The 20645-nt window shown below is 46.7% G+C and carries 19 protein-coding genes and 1 pseudogene; 13 read left to right on the top strand and 7 right to left on the bottom strand.

Annotation, left to right across the window (positions count from 1 at the left end; translation table 11 throughout):
• Positions 1-29: 29 nt before the first annotated feature.
• The 4 genes from dnaK to BM265_RS14075 form a co-directional block, all read right to left on the bottom strand.
• A complete protein-coding gene (gene dnaK, locus BM265_RS14090; RefSeq protein ID WP_074828867.1) occupies positions 30-1895 on the bottom strand; it encodes a molecular chaperone DnaK in 1866 nt (621 codons plus the stop codon).
• A gap of 91 nt (positions 1896-1986) precedes the next feature.
• Positions 1987-2559: a nucleotide exchange factor GrpE gene (gene grpE, locus BM265_RS14085; RefSeq protein ID WP_081358475.1), complete on the bottom strand. Its 573-nt coding sequence runs from the start codon at positions 2557-2559 to the stop codon at positions 1987-1989.
• A gap of 20 nt (positions 2560-2579) precedes the next feature.
• Positions 2580-3593, bottom strand: a complete 1014-nt coding sequence (gene hrcA / locus BM265_RS14080) for a heat-inducible transcriptional repressor HrcA (protein WP_074962511.1) — start codon at positions 3591-3593, stop codon at positions 2580-2582.
• 389 nt (positions 3594-3982) lie between these two features.
• Positions 3983-4474 carry a hypothetical protein gene (locus BM265_RS14075; protein WP_074962510.1) on the bottom strand — a complete coding sequence of 164 codons (492 nt, stop codon included), beginning with the start codon at positions 4472-4474 and terminating at the stop codon, positions 3983-3985.
• A 367-nt stretch (positions 4475-4841) separates the two neighbouring features.
• Between BM265_RS14075 and pyk the strand changes: the two genes are divergently transcribed.
• Positions 4842-6260 (top strand): pyruvate kinase, encoded by a 1419-nt coding sequence (pyk, locus tag BM265_RS14070; protein WP_074962508.1) that lies wholly within the window; start codon positions 4842-4844, stop codon positions 6258-6260.
• A 109-nt stretch (positions 6261-6369) separates the two neighbouring features.
• A complete protein-coding gene (locus BM265_RS14065; protein ID WP_074962506.1) occupies positions 6370-6726 on the top strand; it encodes a hypothetical protein in 357 nt (118 codons plus the stop codon).
• Positions 6727-6808: 82 nt separating this feature from the next.
• Here BM265_RS14065 and BM265_RS14060 read toward each other — a convergent pair whose 3' ends face one another.
• A complete protein-coding gene (locus BM265_RS14060; RefSeq protein ID WP_242940857.1) occupies positions 6809-9517 on the bottom strand; it encodes a cation-translocating P-type ATPase in 2709 nt (902 codons plus the stop codon).
• A 274-nt stretch (positions 9518-9791) separates the two neighbouring features.
• On the opposite strand from BM265_RS14060, the gene BM265_RS14055 reads away from it, so the two are divergent.
• From BM265_RS14055 to BM265_RS14035, 5 genes are read left to right on the top strand one after another with little or no spacing between them, the layout of a single operon-like run.
• A complete protein-coding gene (locus BM265_RS14055) occupies positions 9792-10250 on the top strand; it encodes an NUDIX hydrolase (protein ID WP_074962504.1) in 459 nt (152 codons plus the stop codon).
• 23 nt (positions 10251-10273) lie between these two features.
• A complete protein-coding gene (locus tag BM265_RS14050) occupies positions 10274-11620 on the top strand; it encodes a MurT ligase domain-containing protein (RefSeq protein ID WP_074962503.1) in 1347 nt (448 codons plus the stop codon).
• The gene (locus BM265_RS14045) at positions 11620-12363 is read left to right on the top strand and encodes a type 1 glutamine amidotransferase (protein WP_074962502.1); all 744 of its coding nucleotides are present in this window, start codon (positions 11620-11622) and stop codon (positions 12361-12363) included. Before BM265_RS14050 ends, BM265_RS14045 begins: the two co-directional genes overlap by 1 nt.
• 10 nt (positions 12364-12373) lie before the next feature.
• Complete coding sequence (locus BM265_RS20745; protein WP_242940856.1) at positions 12374-12745, top strand: hypothetical protein; 372 nt, start codon at positions 12374-12376, stop codon at positions 12743-12745.
• Between the two features lie 35 nt (positions 12746-12780).
• On the top strand, positions 12781-13488 hold the full coding sequence (locus tag BM265_RS14035) for an endonuclease V (protein WP_074962500.1): 708 nt from the start codon (positions 12781-12783) through the stop codon (positions 13486-13488).
• Positions 13489-13539: 51 nt separating this feature from the next.
• Here the strand turns inward: BM265_RS14035 and BM265_RS14030 are convergent, their stop codons facing one another.
• Together BM265_RS14030 and BM265_RS21025 are read right to left on the bottom strand one after the other, a co-directional pair.
• Complete coding sequence (locus BM265_RS14030) at positions 13540-14538, bottom strand: LacI family DNA-binding transcriptional regulator (protein WP_074962496.1); 999 nt, start codon at positions 14536-14538, stop codon at positions 13540-13542.
• A gap of 128 nt (positions 14539-14666) precedes the next feature.
• On the bottom strand, positions 14667-15092 hold the full coding sequence (locus tag BM265_RS21025) for a hypothetical protein (protein ID WP_347500956.1): 426 nt from the start codon (positions 15090-15092) through the stop codon (positions 14667-14669).
• A gap of 357 nt (positions 15093-15449) precedes the next feature.
• Here BM265_RS21025 and thiM point away from each other — a divergent pair, with 357 nt between their 5' ends.
• The 6 genes and pseudogenes from thiM to BM265_RS13995 all read left to right on the top strand — a co-directional run.
• The gene (gene thiM, locus BM265_RS14020; protein WP_074962492.1) at positions 15450-16271 is read left to right on the top strand and encodes a hydroxyethylthiazole kinase; all 822 of its coding nucleotides are present in this window, start codon (positions 15450-15452) and stop codon (positions 16269-16271) included.
• Positions 16258-16896 (top strand): thiamine phosphate synthase, encoded by a 639-nt coding sequence (thiE, locus tag BM265_RS14015; protein WP_074962491.1) that lies wholly within the window; start codon positions 16258-16260, stop codon positions 16894-16896. The genes thiM and thiE overlap by 14 nt, the downstream gene beginning before the upstream one ends.
• A 301-nt stretch (positions 16897-17197) precedes the next feature.
• On the top strand, positions 17198-17986 hold the full coding sequence (gene thiD / locus BM265_RS14010; RefSeq protein ID WP_074962489.1) for a bifunctional hydroxymethylpyrimidine kinase/phosphomethylpyrimidine kinase: 789 nt from the start codon (positions 17198-17200) through the stop codon (positions 17984-17986).
• 21 nt (positions 17987-18007) lie between these two features.
• On the top strand, positions 18008-18712 hold the full coding sequence (locus BM265_RS14005; RefSeq protein WP_074828919.1) for a class I SAM-dependent DNA methyltransferase: 705 nt from the start codon (positions 18008-18010) through the stop codon (positions 18710-18712).
• Between the two features lie 9 nt (positions 18713-18721).
• Positions 18722-19393: a thiaminase II/PqqC family protein gene (locus tag BM265_RS14000; protein ID WP_074962487.1), complete on the top strand. Its 672-nt coding sequence runs from the start codon at positions 18722-18724 to the stop codon at positions 19391-19393.
• Between the two features lie 1043 nt (positions 19394-20436).
• Positions 20437-20645: pseudogene (locus BM265_RS13995) on the top strand (IS110 family transposase); the annotation flags it as partial.

Raw genomic sequence — 20645 nt, 5'->3', positions numbered from 1 at the left:
AACGGAGGCTGCCGTCAATTATCTGTATATCAGTCTGCGTCAGTGAACTCAGCGTCGATTACATCATCGCCGCCCTTGTTGGTGTCAGCAGCACCTGCGGAAGCTCCGCCGCCCATGTTCATGCTGTTGGGGTCAAAGCCCTGTGCGCCGCCCTGTGCGCCTGCCTGCTGATAAACCTTGGTAGCGATAGCCTCGAAAGTCTTCTGCAGTTCTTCGGTCTTAGCCTTGATAGCATCAGTATCAGTACCCTTCAGTGCTTCCTTAAGAGCTTCGATCTTGGTCTCGCAGTCAGCCTTGTCGCCTGCGTCTACCTTGTCGCCGAAGTCCTTCAGAGCCTTCTCAGCCTGGAATGCAAGCTGGTCGCCGTTGTTTCTGATGTCAACTTCTTCCTTCTTCTTAGCGTCCTCAGCAGCAAAAGCTTCTGCTTCCTTGACAGCCTTGTCTATGTCTTCCTTGGACATATTTGTAGAAGAAGTGATGGTGATGTTCTGCTCCTTGCCTGTGCCCAGATCCTTAGCGGAAACGTGTACGATACCGTTAGCATCGATATCGAATGTTACTTCGATCTGAGGTATACCTCTGGGAGCGGGAGCGATACCGTCGAGACGGAACATACCCAGCTGCTTATTATCTCTTGCGAACTCTCTCTCACCCTGAAGAACGTTGATATCAACAGCGCTCTGGTTATCAGCAGCGGTGGAGAAGATCTGGCTCTTCTTGGTAGGGATAGTTGTATTTCTCTCGATGATCTTGGTGCATACGCCGCCCATAGTCTCAAGACCCAGTGACAGAGGAGTTACGTCCAGCAGCAGCAGACCGTCCTTAACGTCGCCGCCGAGAACGCCGCCCTGATATGCAGCACCCAGTGCAACACACTCATCGGGGTTGATGCCCTTGAAAGGCTCCTTGCCGATGAATCTCTTAACAGCTTCCTGAACTGCAGGGATTCTGGATGAACCACCAACCATCAGTACCTTCTGCAGGTCGCCTGCGGAAAGACCGGAGTCGCTCAGTGCCTGTCTTACAGGACCCATTGTGGACTCAACCAGATCAGCTGTCATCTCATTGAACTTAGCCTGTGTAAGTGTCATCTCCAGGTGCTTGGGACCTGTGGAATCAGCAGTGATGAAAGGAAGGGAGATTGTGGAAGAAGGAGTAGAAGACAGCTCAATCTTAGCCTTCTCAGCAGCTTCCTTCAGTCTCTGCATAGCCAGCTTGTCAGCAGTCAGGTCAACGCCCTCAGCTGTCTTGAACTCAGCTACCATCCAGTCGATGATCCTCTGGTCGAAGTCATCGCCGCCCAGCTTGTTGTTACCTGCTGTAGCAAGAACCTCGGTAACGCCGTCGCCCATCTCGATGATGGATACATCGAATGTACCACCGCCGAGGTCGTATACCATTACCTTCTGATCCTCTTCCTTATCGATACCGTAGGAAAGAGCAGCAGCGGTAGGCTCGTTGATTATTCTCTTAACAGTCAGACCTGCGATCTGACCTGCGTCCTTAGTTGCCTGTCTTTGAGAGTCGGTGAAGTAAGCAGGAACTGTGATAACAGCCTCTGTTACCTTCTCGCCCAGATAAGCCTCAGCGTCAGCCTTCAGCTTCTGGAGTATCATAGCGGAGATCTCCTGAGGAGTATACTCCTTGCCGCCCATAGTTGCCTTGTAATCGGAACCCATGTGTCTCTTGATGGAGATAACAGTGTTCTCGAAGTTTGTAACAGCCTGTCTCTTTGCGACCTGACCAACAAGTCTGTCGCCTGTCTTTGAAAGACCAACAACGGAAGGAGTAGTTCTAGCACCTTCGCTGTTAGGGATTACTACTGCTTCGCCGCCTTCCATAACTGCTACACAGGAGTTTGTAGTACCAAGGTCAATACCGATTATCTTTGCCATAAAATATCATCCTTTCAGTTTACTCTGTTTATATGGTTCAAGTGATTTTACAAGGCATTTAATACCATGCTATGTTTACATACGTTTTTTACTACGGATTAGCAACAACGACCATCGCATATCTGATGACCTTATCGCCTATCCTGTAACCCTTCTGGAATACCTGAGCTACAACGTTCTCGCCAAGCTCCGGGTCTTCTATCTGGTTTACTGCATTTGCTATATTCGGGTCGAATACTTCACCCACAGGGTCGATAGCTTCGATGCCCAGCTTTGTCATTGCATCGCTGAACTGCTTGAATATCATCTCGATGCCTGCCTTGTAAGCTTCGTCCTGAGTTTCAGTGCCCAGTGCTCTCTCGAAATTATCCATAACGGGGAGTATGTCAGCCACTGTATCAGCCTTTACCGATGCCGAGATATCAAGTCTTTCCTTAGCTGAACGCTTGCGGAAGTTATCGTACTCAGCCATAAGTCTCAGGTACTTATCCTTGGTATCAGCCAGCTCAGCTTTGAGCTTTTCCTCCTCGCTCTGAGTATTCTCTTCCTCGGGGGCAGTATCGTTATTTTCTTCTTTCTCCGTATCCTCCGCAGTGTCCTCAGCTGTTTCCTCAGTGTTCACTGCTTCCTCTTCAAGTTCATCCTGTCTCTCTTCAAAAGCCAATTCCAGCGCCTGCCTTTCTGTTACTTATCATCATTGTCATCTCTCTCGGATATCAGGTCTGTTATCCTCGATGTGAAGTATTCAAGATATGGTATGAATTTTGCGTAATCTATCCTCATGGGTCCTATCAGACCAAGTGCACCTGCCATCTGTCCGTCCTTTGAGAACGGTGCGGTTATCATCGAAGAATTGTGTATCACAAATCCGTCAGTCTCGGGTGAAAACATTACGTTCAGTCCTGAGAATGTGCTGTCGATAAACGCCATGAGTTCCTTTTCGTTATCAAGGAAAGATATTATCTCGGTCTGGTCGAGATCCTTGCAGGTCAGCAGATTTTTCTGCCCTTTAAGGCTCACGCTCCGATCGAGTTCCTTGGTCATTTTCAGTACTTCGGAAACCAGCGGAGAAAGGGTCATCATGTAAGTTCCCATAGCCTCCGTCAGCTTTTCCATGTTAGCGTCTGATATCTCGCTGATCGGCACACCGTTCAGGTTCTGCTTAACGAAATTATCAAAGAATTCCAGCTGTTCGTGTGTAAGATCGAATTCCAGTCGGCAGACCTTATTTTTGATCTCACCGTTGGATGTTATCATCAGTATGACGTACATCCTCTTGCCCGTGGGTATTACCTCGACCTTAGATATCAGCGAAAATTTAGGTGTGGAGTTTGCTACCACCGTAGCACACTTTGTGAGCTCTGCCAGTGCAAGAGAAGCGCTTTCCACCAGATCTTTCTCGGTGACGAAGTCATCGGGAAGCATGGAATCCAGCCTGTCCTTCTCCTCCTCACTCAGAGGGTTCTGCTCCATCAGCTTATCCACATAAAGTCTGTACCCTTTATAAGTAGGTACTCGCCCCGCCGAAGTGTGGGGCTGTTCAAGATAGCCCTGCTTTTCAAGCTCTGCCATCTCGTTTCGTATCGTGGCGGAAGATGCTTTGACATGAGCCATTATCGCCTTGGAGCCAACAGGCTCTCCCGATACTATATATTCGTCCACAACTGCGGACAATATCTTTAGTTTTCTGTCGTCCATCTGCTCACCGTCCCGCCTTTCCTGAGTTCAGCTTGTTTAGCACTCGCGACTTTCAGGTGTTAGCACTCATTCTCTCTGAGTGCTAAATATAGTTTAACCCTTTTTCTTCATTTTGTCAAGACCTTTGGACTAATTTTTTCACCAAACTTAAAAATCCTGTCAAAAGCAAATTGTACACATTAAACAAAGCTGACGTACACATCGACATAGTCCACTGTTTTCGGGCTTATTTCAGCATAAACCAACTTCCCGGATCACCCCGTTGATGAAAGAATATAAAAAAGCACTTTTGCCATACTATGACAAAAGCGCCCTTAAAATGCATTATTTATGCTGACCGCAGACTTAAAGCCGATTTCCAGAAACAAAGTTTACCCAAAGAAACTTTGTTATTTATTTCTCATATCGGGTCTGCCGCCCTCGGGTGGTCCGCCCACACCATTCCTTTTAAGAATGATCTTCATGTAATTATCAGCCACCAGAAATACTATGAGGTAAGCCACAACAAAGCTTATAAGCATGGATTTACCAAGCATAAGAACGTAAGGCGGTCTGTGAGCGGCCGGTATCTTCACGAAATTTATAGTCACCATAAAGATAGTGATTATCGGGGTGTAGATCAGATCGGAGATAAAACTGCCCAGTGCCCTGCAAGGCAAAGGCTTTCCTGTTATCCCGGCTTTCTCGCAGGCTTTATCTTCAAGGAGCTTCATAGGAACGAAATATCCGATCACAAGACTTATCAAAAGACTTTCAAGAAAACCCACCAGAAAGGATCCCACGGTAAAATTACCTGAGGTAAAAGACCCCACGAATGAAAGGCAAAGACTTAGCGTAACACCCATCATTATGCTCATCTGAATCTTTATCTTATTTGCCATAAGGCATACCCCCGTTCTCTATCTTTCGGATGTCGTACTATATTATTATCTCAACACCCGCAAAAAATCACGCTGTCAGTAACACTAAGGTCACATACAATAAATATATTATGACATTTTTTCACACTATTGTCAAGCATATTTTTGTATTTCGTGGAATTTGACAATTATTTGTCAATCTGTGCTTAAGGTTTGCCAAAAATGAACTTGACAAGCAATTTTTGATGTAGTATAATTTAAACTGATATTGATAAACCTGCCGCAGATAAGTTTTTATGCAAGTATTAAATCTCAGCGGCGCTCGTACAATTGTCCTAAAACTCCCGCTTTACGGGACGTTTGCTTATTTAAACAGGAGTCTGATATTATGCGCAAAACCAAAATAGTATGCACCATAGGTCCCGCAACAGATGATGAGAATATCCTCAGGGATATGATGAAAAACGGCATGGATGTTGCCCGTTTCAACTTCTCCCACTCTGAACATTCCGTTCATCAGCAGAGATTTGAGACAATTACCCGTCTGCGTGACGAAATGGGTCTCAACATCGCAACACTGATGGATACCAAGGGTCCCGAGATAAGGCTGAAGGATTTCAAAGACCACAAGCCCGTAACCATCAATGACGGTGATATGTTTACACTTACCACCAGAGATGTTGAAGGCGATGAGACCATCTGCTCCATCACTTTCCCGAAACTCCCTCAGGATATCAGCACAGGTACAAGGATACTGATAAATGACGGTGTTATCGAACTGAAAGCCATCAAGATAGACTCCACCGATATCCAGTGCGAGATAATCCACGGCGGTGTAGTATCAGACCATAAGGGCATCAACGTTCCCGGTGTGAAGCTTTCAATGCCCTATATCTCCGATGCTGATATGGCTGATCTTGCTTTTGGCGCAAAGATGGGCTTCGATTTCATCGCAGCTTCTTTCGTAAGAACAGGTGCAGATGTCACATACCTTAGAAAATTCACCCAGAGCCTCGGCTGGTTCAACCCCAGGATAATCGCTAAGATAGAGAATGCCGAGGGCGTTGAGAATATCGATGAGATACTTGAAGCCGCTGACGGCATAATGGTAGCAAGAGGCGATATGGGCGTTGAGATACCTTTTGAAAAGATCCCTGCGATACAGAAAGAGCTTATCCACAAGGCTTACAACGCGGGCAAGCAGGTCATCACAGCCACACAGATGCTGGAATCAATGATAAACAATCCAAGACCTACCCGTGCCGAGATAACCGACGTTGCAAACGCCATCTATGACGGCACTTCCGCAATAATGCTCTCAGGCGAGACTGCTGCGGGCAAATACCCTGTTGAGGTCGTAAAGACCATGAGCCTTATCGCCGAGACTACCGAGGGTGATATCGACTACGTCCGCCGTTTCCAGAAGCGTGACGATATCGACCACCCCAGCATCACCGATGCTATCTGCCACGCAACAGTTACCACCGCCCACGACCTTAAAGCGGCAGCTGTGCTGACAGTTACCAAGAGCGGTGCCACCGCGCGTATCCTCTCCAAGTACAGACCTGACTGCCCCATAATCGGTCTGACCACCGACCCTGTTACCTGTCACCAGATGAATATGTCATGGGGACTTCTGCCGGGTCTTGTGGAGGAAATGGACAACACCGACGAGCTTATCTCCCGCGCTATCAAAGTCGCACTTGAAAAGGGCTACCTCAAAGAGGGCGACCTTGTAGTCATCACCGCAGGCGTACCTCTCGGAATGAGCGGCACCACCAATCTGATGAAGGTTGAAAGAGCATAAAAAACAAGCCACAGATTTCCACAGCCATTGGAAATACTGTGGCTTTTCTATTGACATTTTGTCCTCGCTCGGATATAATATATCCATAAATCAACTAAGGAGCACGCCGATGAAAAACATAAAAGCCTACCGCACATTTTTCAGATATCTCGATAATATATGGAATTCCGAAGAACACGATTGGCTGGGCGGATTGCTTGGGGCGATGAGCTGGCTGCCTGATGGCAGTACAGCCGACCCTGCCCACGAATATGATTGGGATGATGCAGTCGAACAGGTATCCGACCCTGATGATGCATACATGATCGGTATGCAGTTTCTAAGGATATATCTGGATATCGGCTATATCGATGAGATAGGCGAGATACTTAAAGATATGGAAGCCCGCAAAAGGCTCGACCTCTGGGAAAAAGCTGTTCGCGATGTTGAACAGGGGCTGGATGATCCGTATCTTCACTTAGGGTGAGAATAATTTCCACCGACCCATGAAATAACAATAAGCCCCCAAGCACCAAAATGCTTGAGGGCTATATTTATGCGAATATTTTCTAACCCTTTGCGGGAATATCAAAGGTCTTACGTCTGCCGAATCTTTTAGCCGAGGACACCAGCCCCGACAGCACAGGCACCAGAAAAGCAAAGCCCACCGACACAGCAAGACACCTGATATCAGGCACCGCCGTGCTGAATATCTTCGCCAGCACAGGGACGTATATCCCCGCAAACAGCACCGCCGCCGAAGCCGTCACCGCGAAGAGCAGAAAAGAGTTGTTGAAGAATGGCACCGAGAACAGAGTCTTTTCCTCAGATTTACATTCAAAAACGTGTATCAGCTGACTAAGCACCAGCGTGATAAGCGCACCTGTCCTCGCCAATGGGAGCGCCGCCCCCGCTTTAAGCAGAACCGAGAACGTCCCGAGAGTGCATATACCGATAAGTATGCCCCTTATCAGCATACGCCACAGCAGACCACCGCTGAAAAAGCTGTCGTTCTCACGGCGGGGCATCTTCTCCATCACAGTCTTTTCGGGAGGTTCAAGCCCCAGTGCTACCGCGGGCAGACTATCCGTCACAAGGTTCAACAGAAGTATCTGCACAGGCAGCATCACCATTGGCAGACCCATCAGCAGTCCGCCGAACATCGTAACCACCTCGCCGATATTGCTTGAAATCATGTATCTCACGAATTTGCGAATATTAGAATAGATAGTCCTGCCGTCTTCAACAGCGTTCACAAGGGTGGCAAAATTATCATCAAGAAGTATCATATCCGCCGCCTGCTTTGTGACTTCCGTGCCCTGTATCCCCATAGATACGCCGATATCTGCCTCTTTCACCGCAGGTGCATCGTTAACGCCGTCACCTGTCATGGCACAGATGTGTCCTTTCGCCTTGAAAGCCCTGACTATCCTCAGCTTATGGGCAGGTGTCACCCGCGCAAATACCGAACAGTTTTCAATGACTTCCGCAAGACGTTCATCGCTCATTTCGTCAAGCTCACTGCCTGTCAGCACAAGACTTCCCTGTTTCAATATCCCCACCTGACGTGCTATCGCCGCCGCAGTAAGCTTGTGGTCGCCTGTTATCATCACCGTCCTGATGCCTGCCCTGCCGCACTGACGAACAGCCTTTGCCGCTTCAGGTCTTGGCGGGTCCTGCATACCCATCAGCCCAAGAAAAACAGTGTTTCCGTCCAGTATACGGCAAAACGCCAGCACCCGCAGACCCTCAGCCGCAAATCTGTCACCCACACGCATTACAGCTAGCTTTTCAGCACTGCCGAAAGGCTTCACACCCGCCGCCGTCAGCACCACGGTACACTCGCCGATTATCACATCGGGACTTCCCTTTTTGAATGATACCATATTTCCGCCAGCCCCACGGCATATCACTGTCATAGAACGGCTCTCGCTGTCAAATGGTATCTCATCGGTGCGAGTGTATGCGACCGCATCCGAAAGTATACCAAACTCTGCCGCCGCTAAAGCTATGGCACATTCCGTAGGGTCGCCCTCTGCCGTGAACCGAGCTGAATTTTTCTTCGCTTTCAGCAAAGATCTCGTATTTTCCTCCACCCGAGCATTTGAACACAGCGCTCCACAGACCATCAGCTCTTTAATAGTATCGGGTATCTCAGCCGACAATCCTGCCGCATCAAAAACATTCCCCACGCCATCGGATACTGCCGTGACTTTCATCTTGTTCTGTGTGACAGTGCCTGTCTTGTCCGTGCATATCACAGTAGCGCACCCCAGAGTTTCCACCGAGTGAAGCTTGTGTACCAGTGCATTCCGCCTGAGCATCTTCCTTACAGCCAGAGAAAGTGCTATTGTCACCGCCGCGGGAAGTCCCTCGGGGATAGCCGCGATAGCCACAGTTATGCCTGTCATCGCCATATCAAAAAGTGGTTCGCCCCGCAGAAGACCCGCAATGAAAACTATAAAGCATATAACGATGCATATCACCGCCAGAGTACGCCCAAGCTCCGCCAGCTTTTTCTGTAAGGGGGTCAGATCTTCATCGATACTGTCCAGCATCACCGACACTCTGCCCATTTGCGTGCGTCTGCCTGTCGCAGTAACCCTGACTGCACCGCTTCCTTTCGTCACCACCGTACCCATGTATGCCATATAAGCCTTGTTAAGCGAAGAAAAATCCACTTCATCCGACCGCAACCGCTTGCACACAGGCTCCGCTTCTCCCGTGAGAACGGATTCATCACAGCATAGCATTTTAGCGCTGATTATGTAGCCATCCGCAGGGACTTTATCACCTGCTTCAAGGGTGAAAACATCCCCCACTGCAAGCATCTCCGCAGGCAGAGTTTTAAGCACACCATCACGGTAAACGCGGGCTGTGGGCGAAGTCATTGCTTCAAGCTTTTCCAGAGTTTTCTCGCATCGGTACTCCTGGATAAATCCCAGCAGGGCGTTTATCACCACCACCGCGATTATGGGCACAGCGTCAGTATACTGCCCCATAAGCACCGATACCGCCGTAGCCCCAAGAAGTATCATAACCATCACATCATGAAACTGCCCCAGAAATATCTTCATCGCACCCTTGTGCCGTTTTCCGCCAAGTATGTTCCTGCCATCCGTTTCAATCCGCTGTGCCGCCTCCGCCGAGGACAGCCCAAGCACTTCATCATCCACCGCAGGACATTCCAGCTTCTTATCCAATATCCCGTACATCTCCATCTTCCTTTCATCGTCAAGACATTTTTCCGTTTTCTCCGCCTGCTGATATTTTGGCAAACATCGCCGCACTCAGCAAAGCAGAGAGCTACTATAAATCTATTCAGGCGGACAAGGATTATGACCGCCCATATTTTACATCAGCAGACAAACAGGCTCACAACTCTGGATTTTTTGAGCGATTTTCGCTATTGACATTTCCTTAGAATTGTTATATTATTAATAATGGTGTCCTGTCGTCAAGTGTACAGCAGATTTCGGCAGGATTCAAAGACGGCGTAGTTCACAGCTGTACGCGAATGATATTGCCGTACTATTTCTGCGGAGGTATACTATGAGCGGATATATTTCCGATATGCGCAGGCTTGTGGGTCACAGAACTTTGATACAGTGCGCAGGCAGCGTGATATGCGTTGACAGCGAGGGCAGACTACTCCTTGGCAGACGCACCGACAATCACCTGTGGGGCTACGCTGGCGGTTCGGTGGAGATCGATGAAAAGGTGGAAGACTGCGCAAAGCGTGAGCTTTTCGAGGAAACAGGCATCATCGCCGATGAACTTGAATTCTTCTTCATCAACTCGGGAAAAGAAGCGCACTACGTCTACCCCAACGGTGACGAAGTATCAAATGTGGAGATAATCTATATCTGCAAAAAATATCACGGCGAACTCAAAAGGCAGGAAGAGGAGATCGAAGAACTGTGTTTTTTCCGCCCCGAGGAAATATCCCTTGATATGATATCCCCGCCTATACGTCCCGTTTTTGAAAAATATCTCAGCGGGATACTTTAAAAGATAAATTACGGAGAGATGATATGAGTTTAAAAAATACGCTGACCATCTGGTTCGGCAAATTAATGGTAAAAACGCTTCACCTACTGGGCAAGGACGCGGGCAACGCTCCGGGTCTTGTACTATGGGAGCTGAATAAAGACTGCCTTAAAGCCTTCAAGGTTGACTGCCCCATAATCGCAGTCACAGGCACTAACGGAAAGACATCCGTTACAAACTACCTCAACCACATTTTTGAAAGCACAGGCAAGAAGATAATCACAAATAAACAGGGCAATAACCTTGACACAGGCATAACCTCACTACTGCTGAACAACTGCGATATGAAAGGCAGGGTAAAGGCAGATTATCTTGTTCTGGAGATAGATGAGAGCCACGTTCCCGTTATATTCTCCAAGATGAAGCTTGAAACTCTGGTACTTTTGAATTTCTTCCGCGACCAGCTTGACAGAAACGGCGAAGTCGAAACACTGATACTCAAAGTCAAGAAATTTCTGGAGACTTACGAGGGCAACGTTGTCCTCAATGCCGACGACCCCAATGTTTCAAGACTTGGTCTTGCAAACCTCAACAACAAGAACATCTACTATTTCAGCGTTGACCGCTACGCAGGCGCAACTGATAAGCCCTACGAAGTGGGCGAGGGCAAATTCTGCCCAAAATGCGGCACCGAGCTGGTATATGACTACTATCAGTACTCACACGTGGGCAAGTTCAAATGTCCCAAATGCGGCTTTGGCGATGTAAAGCCTTATATCACCGCTAAGAATGTAAAGCTGGATGTCCCCTCTGTTGAATTCGAGGGCGAGGAGTACAAGATAAGCCATAACAGCATATACTACGTCTACAATCTGGCGGCTGTTTATACCGCTGCAAACCTTTATAATTTCGATAAAAAAGTCCTCCACGAGACCTTTGAGAAATTTGAAGTCAACAACGGCAGACTTGAAAAATTCAGCGTTGACGGCAGTGAACTCCTGGTAAATCTTGCCAAGAACCCCGTAGGCGCAAATATGACCCTGAGAGTTATGAACGAGCACAAGGGCGAAAAGGAACTGCTTTTCGTCCTCAACGATAACCTCGCTGACGGTCATGACGTTTCATGGATATGGGATATCAATTTCTCCATATTCAACGACGTTTCGAGAGTTGTCACCAGCGGCACAAGAGCATACGATATCGCCATAAGAATAAAGTGCTCGGGATATGACCCCGATAAAATTGTTGTCAAGCCCGACCTCGACTATGCAATGATAGAATTCTTCAAAAACAAGGGCTTCAAATATGCCATCGCGAACTATACCGCGATTCAGCCCACACGCGCCGCTATCAAGCGCTATAATGAGAAAGTAAAAGGAGGTCAGGGCTGATGGATAAACTGAAAATTCTTCATATGTATCCCGCAATGCTTGACCTTTACGGCGACAGCGGAAATGTTGAGATACTTTCCTACCGCTGCAGGATGCGGGGAATCGAGACAGAAGTCTTCAAGCATGACCTGGGCGATAAAAACACCGATTTTTCCAGTGTGGATATAGTCTACCTCGGCGGCGGCGCCGACTTTGAACAGCAGCTTCTCGCCGATGATCTTCTCGCACTTAAAGATGATATACGCAAGGCATACGAAAGCGGTGTATACTTCCTGATGATATGCGGCGGCTATCAGCTGATGGGTCAGTATTACAAGGATTCAAACGGCAAAAAAATACCGGGTCTGGGTCTCTTCGATTATTACACAGTGGCTTCTACAAATAAGCGCGAAAGATGCATCGGTAATATCGTGGTTGAGACAAAACTCGGCGATGAGAACTACAAGGTCATCGGCTTTGAAAATCACGGCGGACAGACCACAAACGTCACTTCACCTTTCGGAAAAGTCCTTGCGGGCAACGGCAACGAATTTGCAAGCAGTATCGAGGGCTACACCGAGAAAAATGTCACCGCCACCTACCTGCACGGACCACTTCTCTCGAAGAATCCCAAGCTTGCAGACCACATCATCTCCTACTGCATGACCAGAAAAACAGGCAGTGCATACACTCCAGCCCCCATAAACGATAAGCTTGAAGACGAGTGCCGCAAGGTGCTTCTGGAAAGGCTTCTCAAAAAATAAGAGGTGACCGATGTTCTCACTTTTCAGAAAAAAGTCTGCGGATAACGACCCGCCGCTGAAAAAGCGGGTGGAAAAGATGAAATGCCGCAAGATAAATTTCGTCGATGACGATTTTGACAGGCTGTGCGCTGAAATGAAAACGGACTGCAAAGCGCTGATGCGCCTTAAGCCCGTGAATTACTATGCGATAAAAAACAGCTACATCATGGGTATGCTGTATTCCGAAGAGGATTTTTCCGAGAATTTCATTCAGCTCCTGCACTTTGAAAGCGAGCGTCAGACAGGCAAAAGCCATATCTTCCCTGTTGATACCGAAACCGCGGTGAAGCTTCTTGCCAAGGTGGGGATAATGATCGACCTCAAAAAGATACAGCAAAAATAAATGCATATTTTTTCTAAAGAAAGCGAGTGAACCAAATGTCCGAAGATACAGAACAGATGCAGGAAAAATTCCGCGCCATACAGGAAGACCTCAGCAGTAAGATATCATGCACCGACAGCTTCGATGTCAATAACATCAAGACCGTTGCAGGCATCGACCTCGCTTACTGGAAAGATGAAAATGACGATGAACAGGCAGTCTGCTGTATCGTGGTCATTGATTTCAATACACATGAAGTCATGGAAAAAAAGCATTTCAGCGGTAAGATAGACGTTCCCTATATGCCTGGATTTCTCGCTTTCAGGGAACTTCCGCTGATACTTGAGACTGTGAAGCTGCTTGAAAATATCCCCAATATCTATGTCTTCGACGGCAACGGATATCTTCACCCAAGACATATGGGCATAGCTTCACACGCTTCATTTTACCTTGACAGACCCACATTCGGCATAGCAAAGACTTACTTCCGCGTCGATAAAAAGACGGATTACACCGAGCCCGCCCCCGAAAGCGGAAGCTTCACCGATATCGTAATAGGCGGAGAGGTCTACGGCAGAGCACTGAGAACTCACACAGGTGTGAAACCTGTTTTCCTGTCCGTCGGCAACAATATCAGCCTTGATACAGCCTGCAAACTCGCCCTTGCCCTCACCGACAAGGAGAGCCACATCCCCATTCCCACAAGGCTTGCCGATCTGGAAACTCATGTCCAAAGGACAGAGCTGACCACCAGTAAAATCTAAGCGCACACGCAAAAAGGCACTTCTGTTCCGCAACAGAAGTGCCTTTATCATTTACTTATCTCCAGTGGACTGTCTCATGATAACCTTGTGATCAACGGTATAATAATTGTTGTCCTTTTCGGTGGAATGGATATTCTCTATAAGCTTCTCAATGACAAGCTCACCCATCTTGAAACATGGCTGTTCAACAGTCGAAACAGTAGGCAGCATCATCTCGCACATTGTGATATTATCGAATCCCATGACCGAGATATCCTTACCTGCCGTTAAACCCAGTTCAGACGCACGGTGTATCACAGCGATAGCCAGCAGGTCGGATACCGCAAATACAGCAGTAGGCATTTTATCCAGATTTGCAAAATAATCCATAGCATCCGTGCCGCAGTTGTATTCGTAGCTGTCGCGGTAGACAAGCTCCTCACGGAAGGGTATACCCGCTTTTTCAAGAGCCATCTTGTAGCCGTTCTCACGAGCGGTAGATGATATAGCCTCGGATTTCGTTCCCAGAAAAGCGATATCCCTGTGACCCTTTTCGATAAGTGCGGTAACAGCATCAAAAGCGCCGCTCTCATCGTCAACAGCCACCGTCAGCACATCAGCCCCCGGCACACCCTCACAGCACAGCGCGATATCGTAATTCTGTGCAAGGCGGTTCAGCGAATCCGCATCGTACATCGTGCCAAGCAGTACCACACCATCCACCGTCCTGTTGAAAAGCATATTCATCTGACGTGCTTCAGCTGTAGCAGTGTTGTCCGATACCGCAGTGATTATATCATAACCGAGCTTTGAAGCATACCTCTGCATACCCGTAACTATCTTTGAATACAGCGAGTGTTCCGAGGTTGGCATTATGCATAGGATAACGTTGGTCTCACATTTTCTCAGGTTTCTGCCGAGAAAATTAGGAGAATAATGCAGTTTCTTGATAGCGTCATTCACTCTGGCAGTCGAATCCTCAGATACATTACAGCTTCCGTTGAGTACCCTTGAGACCGTAGCCACCGAGACACCAGCTTCTCTTGCAACGTCCTTTATAGTAGCGCTCATAACTTACTCCTTTCAGTAGTATCATATATCCTTCATTTATTAATTCGTATTATACCATACTTCAACTCAAAAGTAAAGACACCGTGCAACATTTTCACACATACGCTATGCATGAAACGACCAGTTTCTCAGTATACCTTTTTTATCTCTTCAATTTTGTATATTTCTTTAAACTTTGCCAGATCATCAGCATCTCTTATCAGCATTACCTCAGTGAAATGACCGTCTTCTTTATTCTTGAAACCTGCTATCTGCTCACCTGTACAGATACTGCATTTTATCACAGCTGTCTGTTTATCGGGGTCAAATGGTATGTCTTCGCTGAGGTATCGCTCGTAGTAAGGATTCTTGCCATGATCCTGTTTCATTTCAATGCAGAATACTATGATAAATCCTAAAAGGATAACTCCCCCGATAATACTCATTTTCCAATAGAAAACACCTGTAATTATCCTGATAACAGCAGGCAGCAGTAACCCGACGACCAAAGATAATACTATCCATGCCGCCCCAAAATGAATGGAATTGATCTTAGGTATCCTGAACTTACTCATAATTGATTTCTACCTCTATATACAAACTGCGTCAAGTACAAATGATATCTTCCCTTACTTACATTATCGATTATACCATAATCATCCTTTCTTTTCAATACGGTAAACTAAAAAACGTGAACGTGTATCAAATATCATTGTTAATACAAATGTGTTGACTTTTCCTTCGGATAGCGGTATAATAATAATGTTATATATAAAGGGAAGCTCATATCATTGGGCTGAGAACCCTTAGACCTAATGCGGATAATGCCGCTGTAGGAAGTCATAAAGCGATTTTTTACAGGAGGTATCAAACAGGTACCGCCTTTTTTTGTGCCTATATCCGCACCTAGAATTAATTCAGGAGGTATCATTATGCTGGGGACTATGCTGGAAAATGTCAGAAAAAAATGTCCGCTGATACATAATATCACAAACTACGTCACAGTCAATGACTGCGCAAATATCATTCTCGCCTGCGGGGCTTCTCCCATCATGGCAGACGATGAGGGCGAAGCAGCCGAGATAACCGCTATCTGCGGCGGTCTGAATATCAATATAGGCACGCTGAACCATAACACTATACCCTCGATGTTCCTTGCGGGCAAAAAGGCAAATGAACTTGGACACCCTGTTCTTCTTGACCCTGTGGGTGCGGGCGCATCAAAACTCAGGACTGAGACTGCCTGCAAGCTTCTGGATGAGATAAAATTCACCTGCATACGCGGCAATATCTCCGAGATAAAGACCCTTGCTTCCGTAGGCGGTACTACCAAAGGCGTTGATGCAGATGCCGCAGATAAAGTCACCGAGGAAAATCTTGACAGCGTAATAGCTTTCACCAAGAAACTCGCTGAAAAAACAGGTGCGGTCATTGCCATTACAGGGGCTATCGATATCGTATCCGATGCCGAAAAAGCCTATGTTATCCGCAACGGTCATCCCATGATGTCTTCAATAACAGGCACAGGCTGTCAGCTTTCAGCCATGACCACTGCTTTCATCACCGCCAATCCCGATAACCCTCTTGAAGCCGTTGTAGCCGCAGTATGCACTATGGGATATGCTGGTGAAGTTGCACACGAGAGGCTTTCCGACAAGGATGGCAACTCCACATACAGAAACTACATCATCGATGCAATATACAACATGACTCCCGAGGCGCTGGAGAAAGGAGCAAAATATGAAGTGCGATAAAAATATGATGCTGCTCTACGCTGTTACAGACAGAGCTTGGCTGGGAGATATGACCCTTTATCAGCAGGTGGAGCTCGCCCTTAAAGGTGGCGTGACCTGTGTTCAGCTTCGTGAAAAGGAGCTTTCCGACGAAGATTTTCTCGCCGAAGCAATCGAGATTTCCTCCCTCTGCAAAAAGTACGGTGTACCCTTCTTCATAAATGATAACGTGGACGTAGCCGTAAAATGCAAAGCCGACGGTATCCACGTTGGTCAGGAGGATATGGCTGCCGCTAAAGTCCGCGAGCGTGTTGGCGATGATATGATGATAGGTGTGTCCGTGCATACCGTAGACGAAGCTCTTGAAGCTGTTGCCGCAGGTGCAGACTGTCTCGGTGTAGGCGCGATGTTCTCAACATCCACAAAGGCTGATGCAAGTGTACTGCCAATGGATACCCTGCGCGATATATGTGATGCGGTGGATATCCCTGTGGTTGCCATCGGAGGCATCGGCAAGGGCAATATCCATAAGCTAAAAGGCACAAACGTTGACGGCGTAGCACTTGTCAGCGCCATATTCTCCGCTGAGGATATCGAAAGCGAGTGCCGTGAACTCAGAAAATTATCCGAGGAAATGGTAAGATAATAAACGGTCGTATCATCGGGTATACGAAAGTATACAAACCGATACGAAAATATACGGTCGCATTATCACGTATACGAAAGCATACAAACCGATACGAAAATATGCGGTCGCATTATCACGTATACGGCGGCATATCGGGGGCACCACCTTATGCCGCATATAGTAAACAACATTGAAATTGCAGATTTGCGAACTTCGCAAAAGCATATATCCAACTTTTACTCGTTCACAAAGCGCAATTTCTAATGTATTTTACTATATAAAACAATGCTTTATCTGAAACCTGAAAGGAGTTATGATAATGAAAAAGAAAACAGCATTGACCGTTGCAGGAAGCGACTGCAGCGGAGGCGCCGGTATTCAGGCTGATCTGAAAACAATGACCATGAACGGTGTATACGCCATGAGCGCTATCACCGCACTTACTGCCCAGAATACTACAGGCGTAACAGGGATACTCGAATCCACTCCCGAATTTTTACAGCAGCAGCTGGAGGCTATCTTCGAGGATATCTTCCCAGACGCTGTAAAGATCGGCATGGTTTCATCAGTCAGCCTTATCCGTGTGATCGCGGAAAGTCTTGAAAAGTACAAAGCTAAAAATATAGTTGTCGATCCCGTTATGGTGGCTACCAGCGGCGCAAAGCTGATAGACGACAGTGCCATCGAAGAACTGAAAAAAAGCCTTCTTCCAATTGCCTGCGTCATCACCCCGAATATCCCCGAAGCAGAAGTTCTCGCTGATATGAAGATCACCTGCGAAGATGAAATGGTGGCTGCCGCAAAGCTTATCTATGAAAAATTCGGCTGTGCAGTTCTCTGCAAGGGCGGACACCGCATCAGCGATGCCAATGACCTGCTTTACAATGAAAACGGCGCAAAGTGGTTCAGGGGCAAAAGGATCGATAATCCCAACACCCACGGCACAGGCTGTACACTTTCAAGTGCCATAGCTGCAAATCTTGCCAAGGGCGAAAGCCTTGAAAATGCTGTAGAAAAGGCTAAGAACTACATTTCGGGAGCACTTGCGGCACAGCTGGATCTCGGAAAAGGCAGCGGTCCTATGGATCACGCATTTATATTGAATTAAGATCACACGGAGGAAAGAAAAATGGAAAACATCAAGCAGAAATTCGACGGTTATGCAGATCAGTACGATTACTGGTTCAAAGAAAATTCAAACCTTTTTGAGAGCGAACTGAGACTCTTCAAAAAAGTTCTCGGCGATATATCGGGCAAGAAGCTTCTGTCCGTAGGCTGCGGAAGCGGTCTGTTTGAAAGTTTCATCGACAATTCGGGTATCGAGGGTATCGAACCCTCAAAGGATATGGGTCAGATAGCAGAAAAGCGCGGTGTTAACGTTATATGCTACGGACTTATCGAAGACATCGACCTGCCCGAAAACAAGTATGATATCATCTATTTCAACGGAAGCTCCAGCTATATGGAAGACCTCACACCTGTTTACAAAAAGAGCCTTGCAGCCCTGAAAGACGGCGGCAAGCTGATACTCCTCGATGTACCCAAGGAGAGCGCATTCGGCTTTATGTATCTCCTCGGAAAGAGCCTTGGAACTTACGACCACGAGTACCTCAAGGGCACAATGCCCGGTCTCCCCTACCCCATCGAACTGGCTTCTTCCGGTGTATGGCACTCCACCGAAGAGAAGATAGGCGTTCTGAAAGAGCTGGGTATAACAAAATTCTCATTCTACCAGACCCTCGTTAAGAACCCCATGTACACCAACGAAGAGCCCGAGGAAGTTTCCGATGGCTACAAGAGCGGCGGATATGTTGCGATAATCGCTGAAAAATAAGGGGTCAAAATGTCGAAATTATCCGAAAAATTATATGAAAGAGCCAAGCCCCTATGGGACAAGGAATCTGAAAACTATTTCGTTTCCGCCATGGCTGAGGGAACTCTCGATGAAGAAAAATACCGCGCATATATGCTTCAGGATCACTGCTACCTGATCGACTATATCGGTATACTCGAATTTATGCGAGAACAGGCAGAGGATGCCGAAGTTGCGAACTTCCTGAAAAAAGCAGCAGACAGCACCCGCTTTGAAAAAGACACCGTCCATGTGCCGAACATGAAAGTTCTCGGCATAACCGATGAAGAAATAAGCAGCACTGAAAAAGCTCCTGACAGCGAAGAGTACCTGACCTATATGATGGACAAAGCAAAAGAGAGCCTTATCTACGGCATTACAGCCCTCTTACAGTGCTCATGGAGCTATGCCTACATCGCACGGAAAGTTGCTGACAGGTACGGTGAAAAGCTTGAAAGCTCACCTTATACCGATTGGTTCAGCGCGTACACATCAGAAGAATATAGTGAAGCAAATCAGCGCTGGATAGATATTCTTGACCGCGTGGCGAAAGATATCTCCCATGCGGAGGAAGAAAAGCTCTGCGAAATATTTGAAAAATGCGCTCATTATGAGACACGGTTCTGGAATATATTTATTTCGGCAAAACACGAAGAAAAATAAGTAAATGATCTTCCATTGGTCAATGCGACCGATGGGAGATTATTTTTACAAAGCAAGCTCGAGAAATATGCCAAGGAAGGGAGCTTTGGCTCAAGCCTTTCGCGAAAGGCTTGCGAGGAGCCACAGTCAGCAACGCTGACTGTTAAGGGCAGAGCCCTCGCATCAAGGCACGAAACCAAAATGCACAGCGACCTATAAGAGAAAAACAAACTACCGACCATGTCAAAAGGGCGCGGCACGCGGTCGACGCAGTCACCGCTACAAAAATCCGAGCGTGGACAATACAATCGTCCACGCTCTTTCTATGTCCGTAAAAATATTGCCGCGCCCGAAATCAACGGCGATAGCTCGTTGATTTCTCAACCCGAGGAGTGAGTGGTGAATGCTTGCAAGCCAACGTATACCAAAGTGTGCGACCGTATGCCGCCGCACAAACTATTCGCAGAATAATTTTGTCGTGTCTGAAATCAATGGCAGTTCTTCACGTACAACCCAGTCGCTGTTAGTTGATTTCTCGACCCAAGGAACGATGTGCGAAAACTTGCAATCTACCGACCACAGTCAATATCCGACTATCCCAACAAATCCCGCCAGACATTTCTTCATTATGAGTATACATCTCAGCGATGAAATATTTACTCAATGATATAACTATATGAAACTATCAAATTACATTAAGCTCAAGTAACCAAACTTCTGACCTTGTATTTCAGGGCGTTAATCGCAAAGAAACAAATGTTCTGTACGGAACATTTGAGATTCACTGCTAACTTTGTGAATTGCAATTATATTCAATTAATTTTTACTCAAAATACTTAAATTATTTAAATTGTTAATCGATTACATAAATTGACAAAATACAAATTTCGTTGTATAATACAAAAAACGAGGGATTTATAACATTTTTTTATTGTTATTATATTTAATGGAGCTTCCTGTAACCAAACAAATCAAGGGGTTGCAAAAAAGAACACCTCAGTGTAGAATGTAAATACTGACGATGCGAAAGTTAGTAATACAAACTACAGAAAGGTGTCCTCTATATGTATTATACACAAAATGAAAAGATTTTGCAAGTAGGAGAAGAAAAAATAATTGTCGGGATCGATGTAGGCAGCGAAAAGCACTATGCCAGAGCATTTGACTGGAGAGGGATGGAGTATTCAAAGAAGGCCTATGTGTTCACAAATGACGCAGAAGGATTCGCAGGCTTTTTTGAATGGATCACCGGGATCATGGAAAAGAGCGGAAA

It is taken from the genome of Hominimerdicola alba (genome assembly GCF_900112155.1).
Lineage (GTDB): Bacteria > Bacillota > Clostridia > Oscillospirales > Ruminococcaceae > Hominimerdicola > Hominimerdicola alba_D.
This window is presented reverse-complemented; position numbering and strand designations above follow the sequence as displayed.

Excerpts from the sequence above, each read along its gene's own strand:
- dnaK (WP_074828867.1), bottom strand. The coding sequence starts at position 1,895 with ATGGCAAAGATAATCGGTATTGACCTTGGTACTACAAACTCCTGTGTA.
- hrcA (WP_074962511.1), bottom strand. The coding sequence starts at position 3,593 with ATGGACGACAGAAAACTAAAGATATTGTCCGCAGTTGTGGACGAATAT.
- BM265_RS14075 (WP_074962510.1), bottom strand. The coding sequence starts at position 4,474 with ATGGCAAATAAGATAAAGATTCAGATGAGCATAATGATGGGTGTTACG.
- pyk (WP_074962508.1), top strand. The coding sequence starts at position 4,842 with ATGCGCAAAACCAAAATAGTATGCACCATAGGTCCCGCAACAGATGAT.
- BM265_RS14065 (WP_074962506.1), top strand. The coding sequence starts at position 6,370 with ATGAAAAACATAAAAGCCTACCGCACATTTTTCAGATATCTCGATAAT.
- BM265_RS14055 (WP_074962504.1), top strand. The coding sequence starts at position 9,792 with ATGAGCGGATATATTTCCGATATGCGCAGGCTTGTGGGTCACAGAACT.
- BM265_RS14050 (WP_074962503.1), top strand. The coding sequence starts at position 10,274 with ATGAGTTTAAAAAATACGCTGACCATCTGGTTCGGCAAATTAATGGTA.
- BM265_RS14045 (WP_074962502.1), top strand. The coding sequence starts at position 11,620 with ATGGATAAACTGAAAATTCTTCATATGTATCCCGCAATGCTTGACCTT.
- BM265_RS20745 (WP_242940856.1), top strand. The coding sequence starts at position 12,374 with ATGTTCTCACTTTTCAGAAAAAAGTCTGCGGATAACGACCCGCCGCTG.
- BM265_RS14035 (WP_074962500.1), top strand. The coding sequence starts at position 12,781 with ATGTCCGAAGATACAGAACAGATGCAGGAAAAATTCCGCGCCATACAG.
- BM265_RS14030 (WP_074962496.1), bottom strand. The coding sequence starts at position 14,538 with ATGAGCGCTACTATAAAGGACGTTGCAAGAGAAGCTGGTGTCTCGGTG.
- BM265_RS21025 (WP_347500956.1), bottom strand. The coding sequence starts at position 15,092 with ATGAGTAAGTTCAGGATACCTAAGATCAATTCCATTCATTTTGGGGCG.
- thiM (WP_074962492.1), top strand. The coding sequence starts at position 15,450 with ATGCTGGGGACTATGCTGGAAAATGTCAGAAAAAAATGTCCGCTGATA.
- thiE (WP_074962491.1), top strand. The coding sequence starts at position 16,258 with ATGAAGTGCGATAAAAATATGATGCTGCTCTACGCTGTTACAGACAGA.
- thiD (WP_074962489.1), top strand. The coding sequence starts at position 17,198 with ATGAAAAAGAAAACAGCATTGACCGTTGCAGGAAGCGACTGCAGCGGA.
- BM265_RS14005 (WP_074828919.1), top strand. The coding sequence starts at position 18,008 with ATGGAAAACATCAAGCAGAAATTCGACGGTTATGCAGATCAGTACGAT.
- BM265_RS14000 (WP_074962487.1), top strand. The coding sequence starts at position 18,722 with ATGTCGAAATTATCCGAAAAATTATATGAAAGAGCCAAGCCCCTATGG.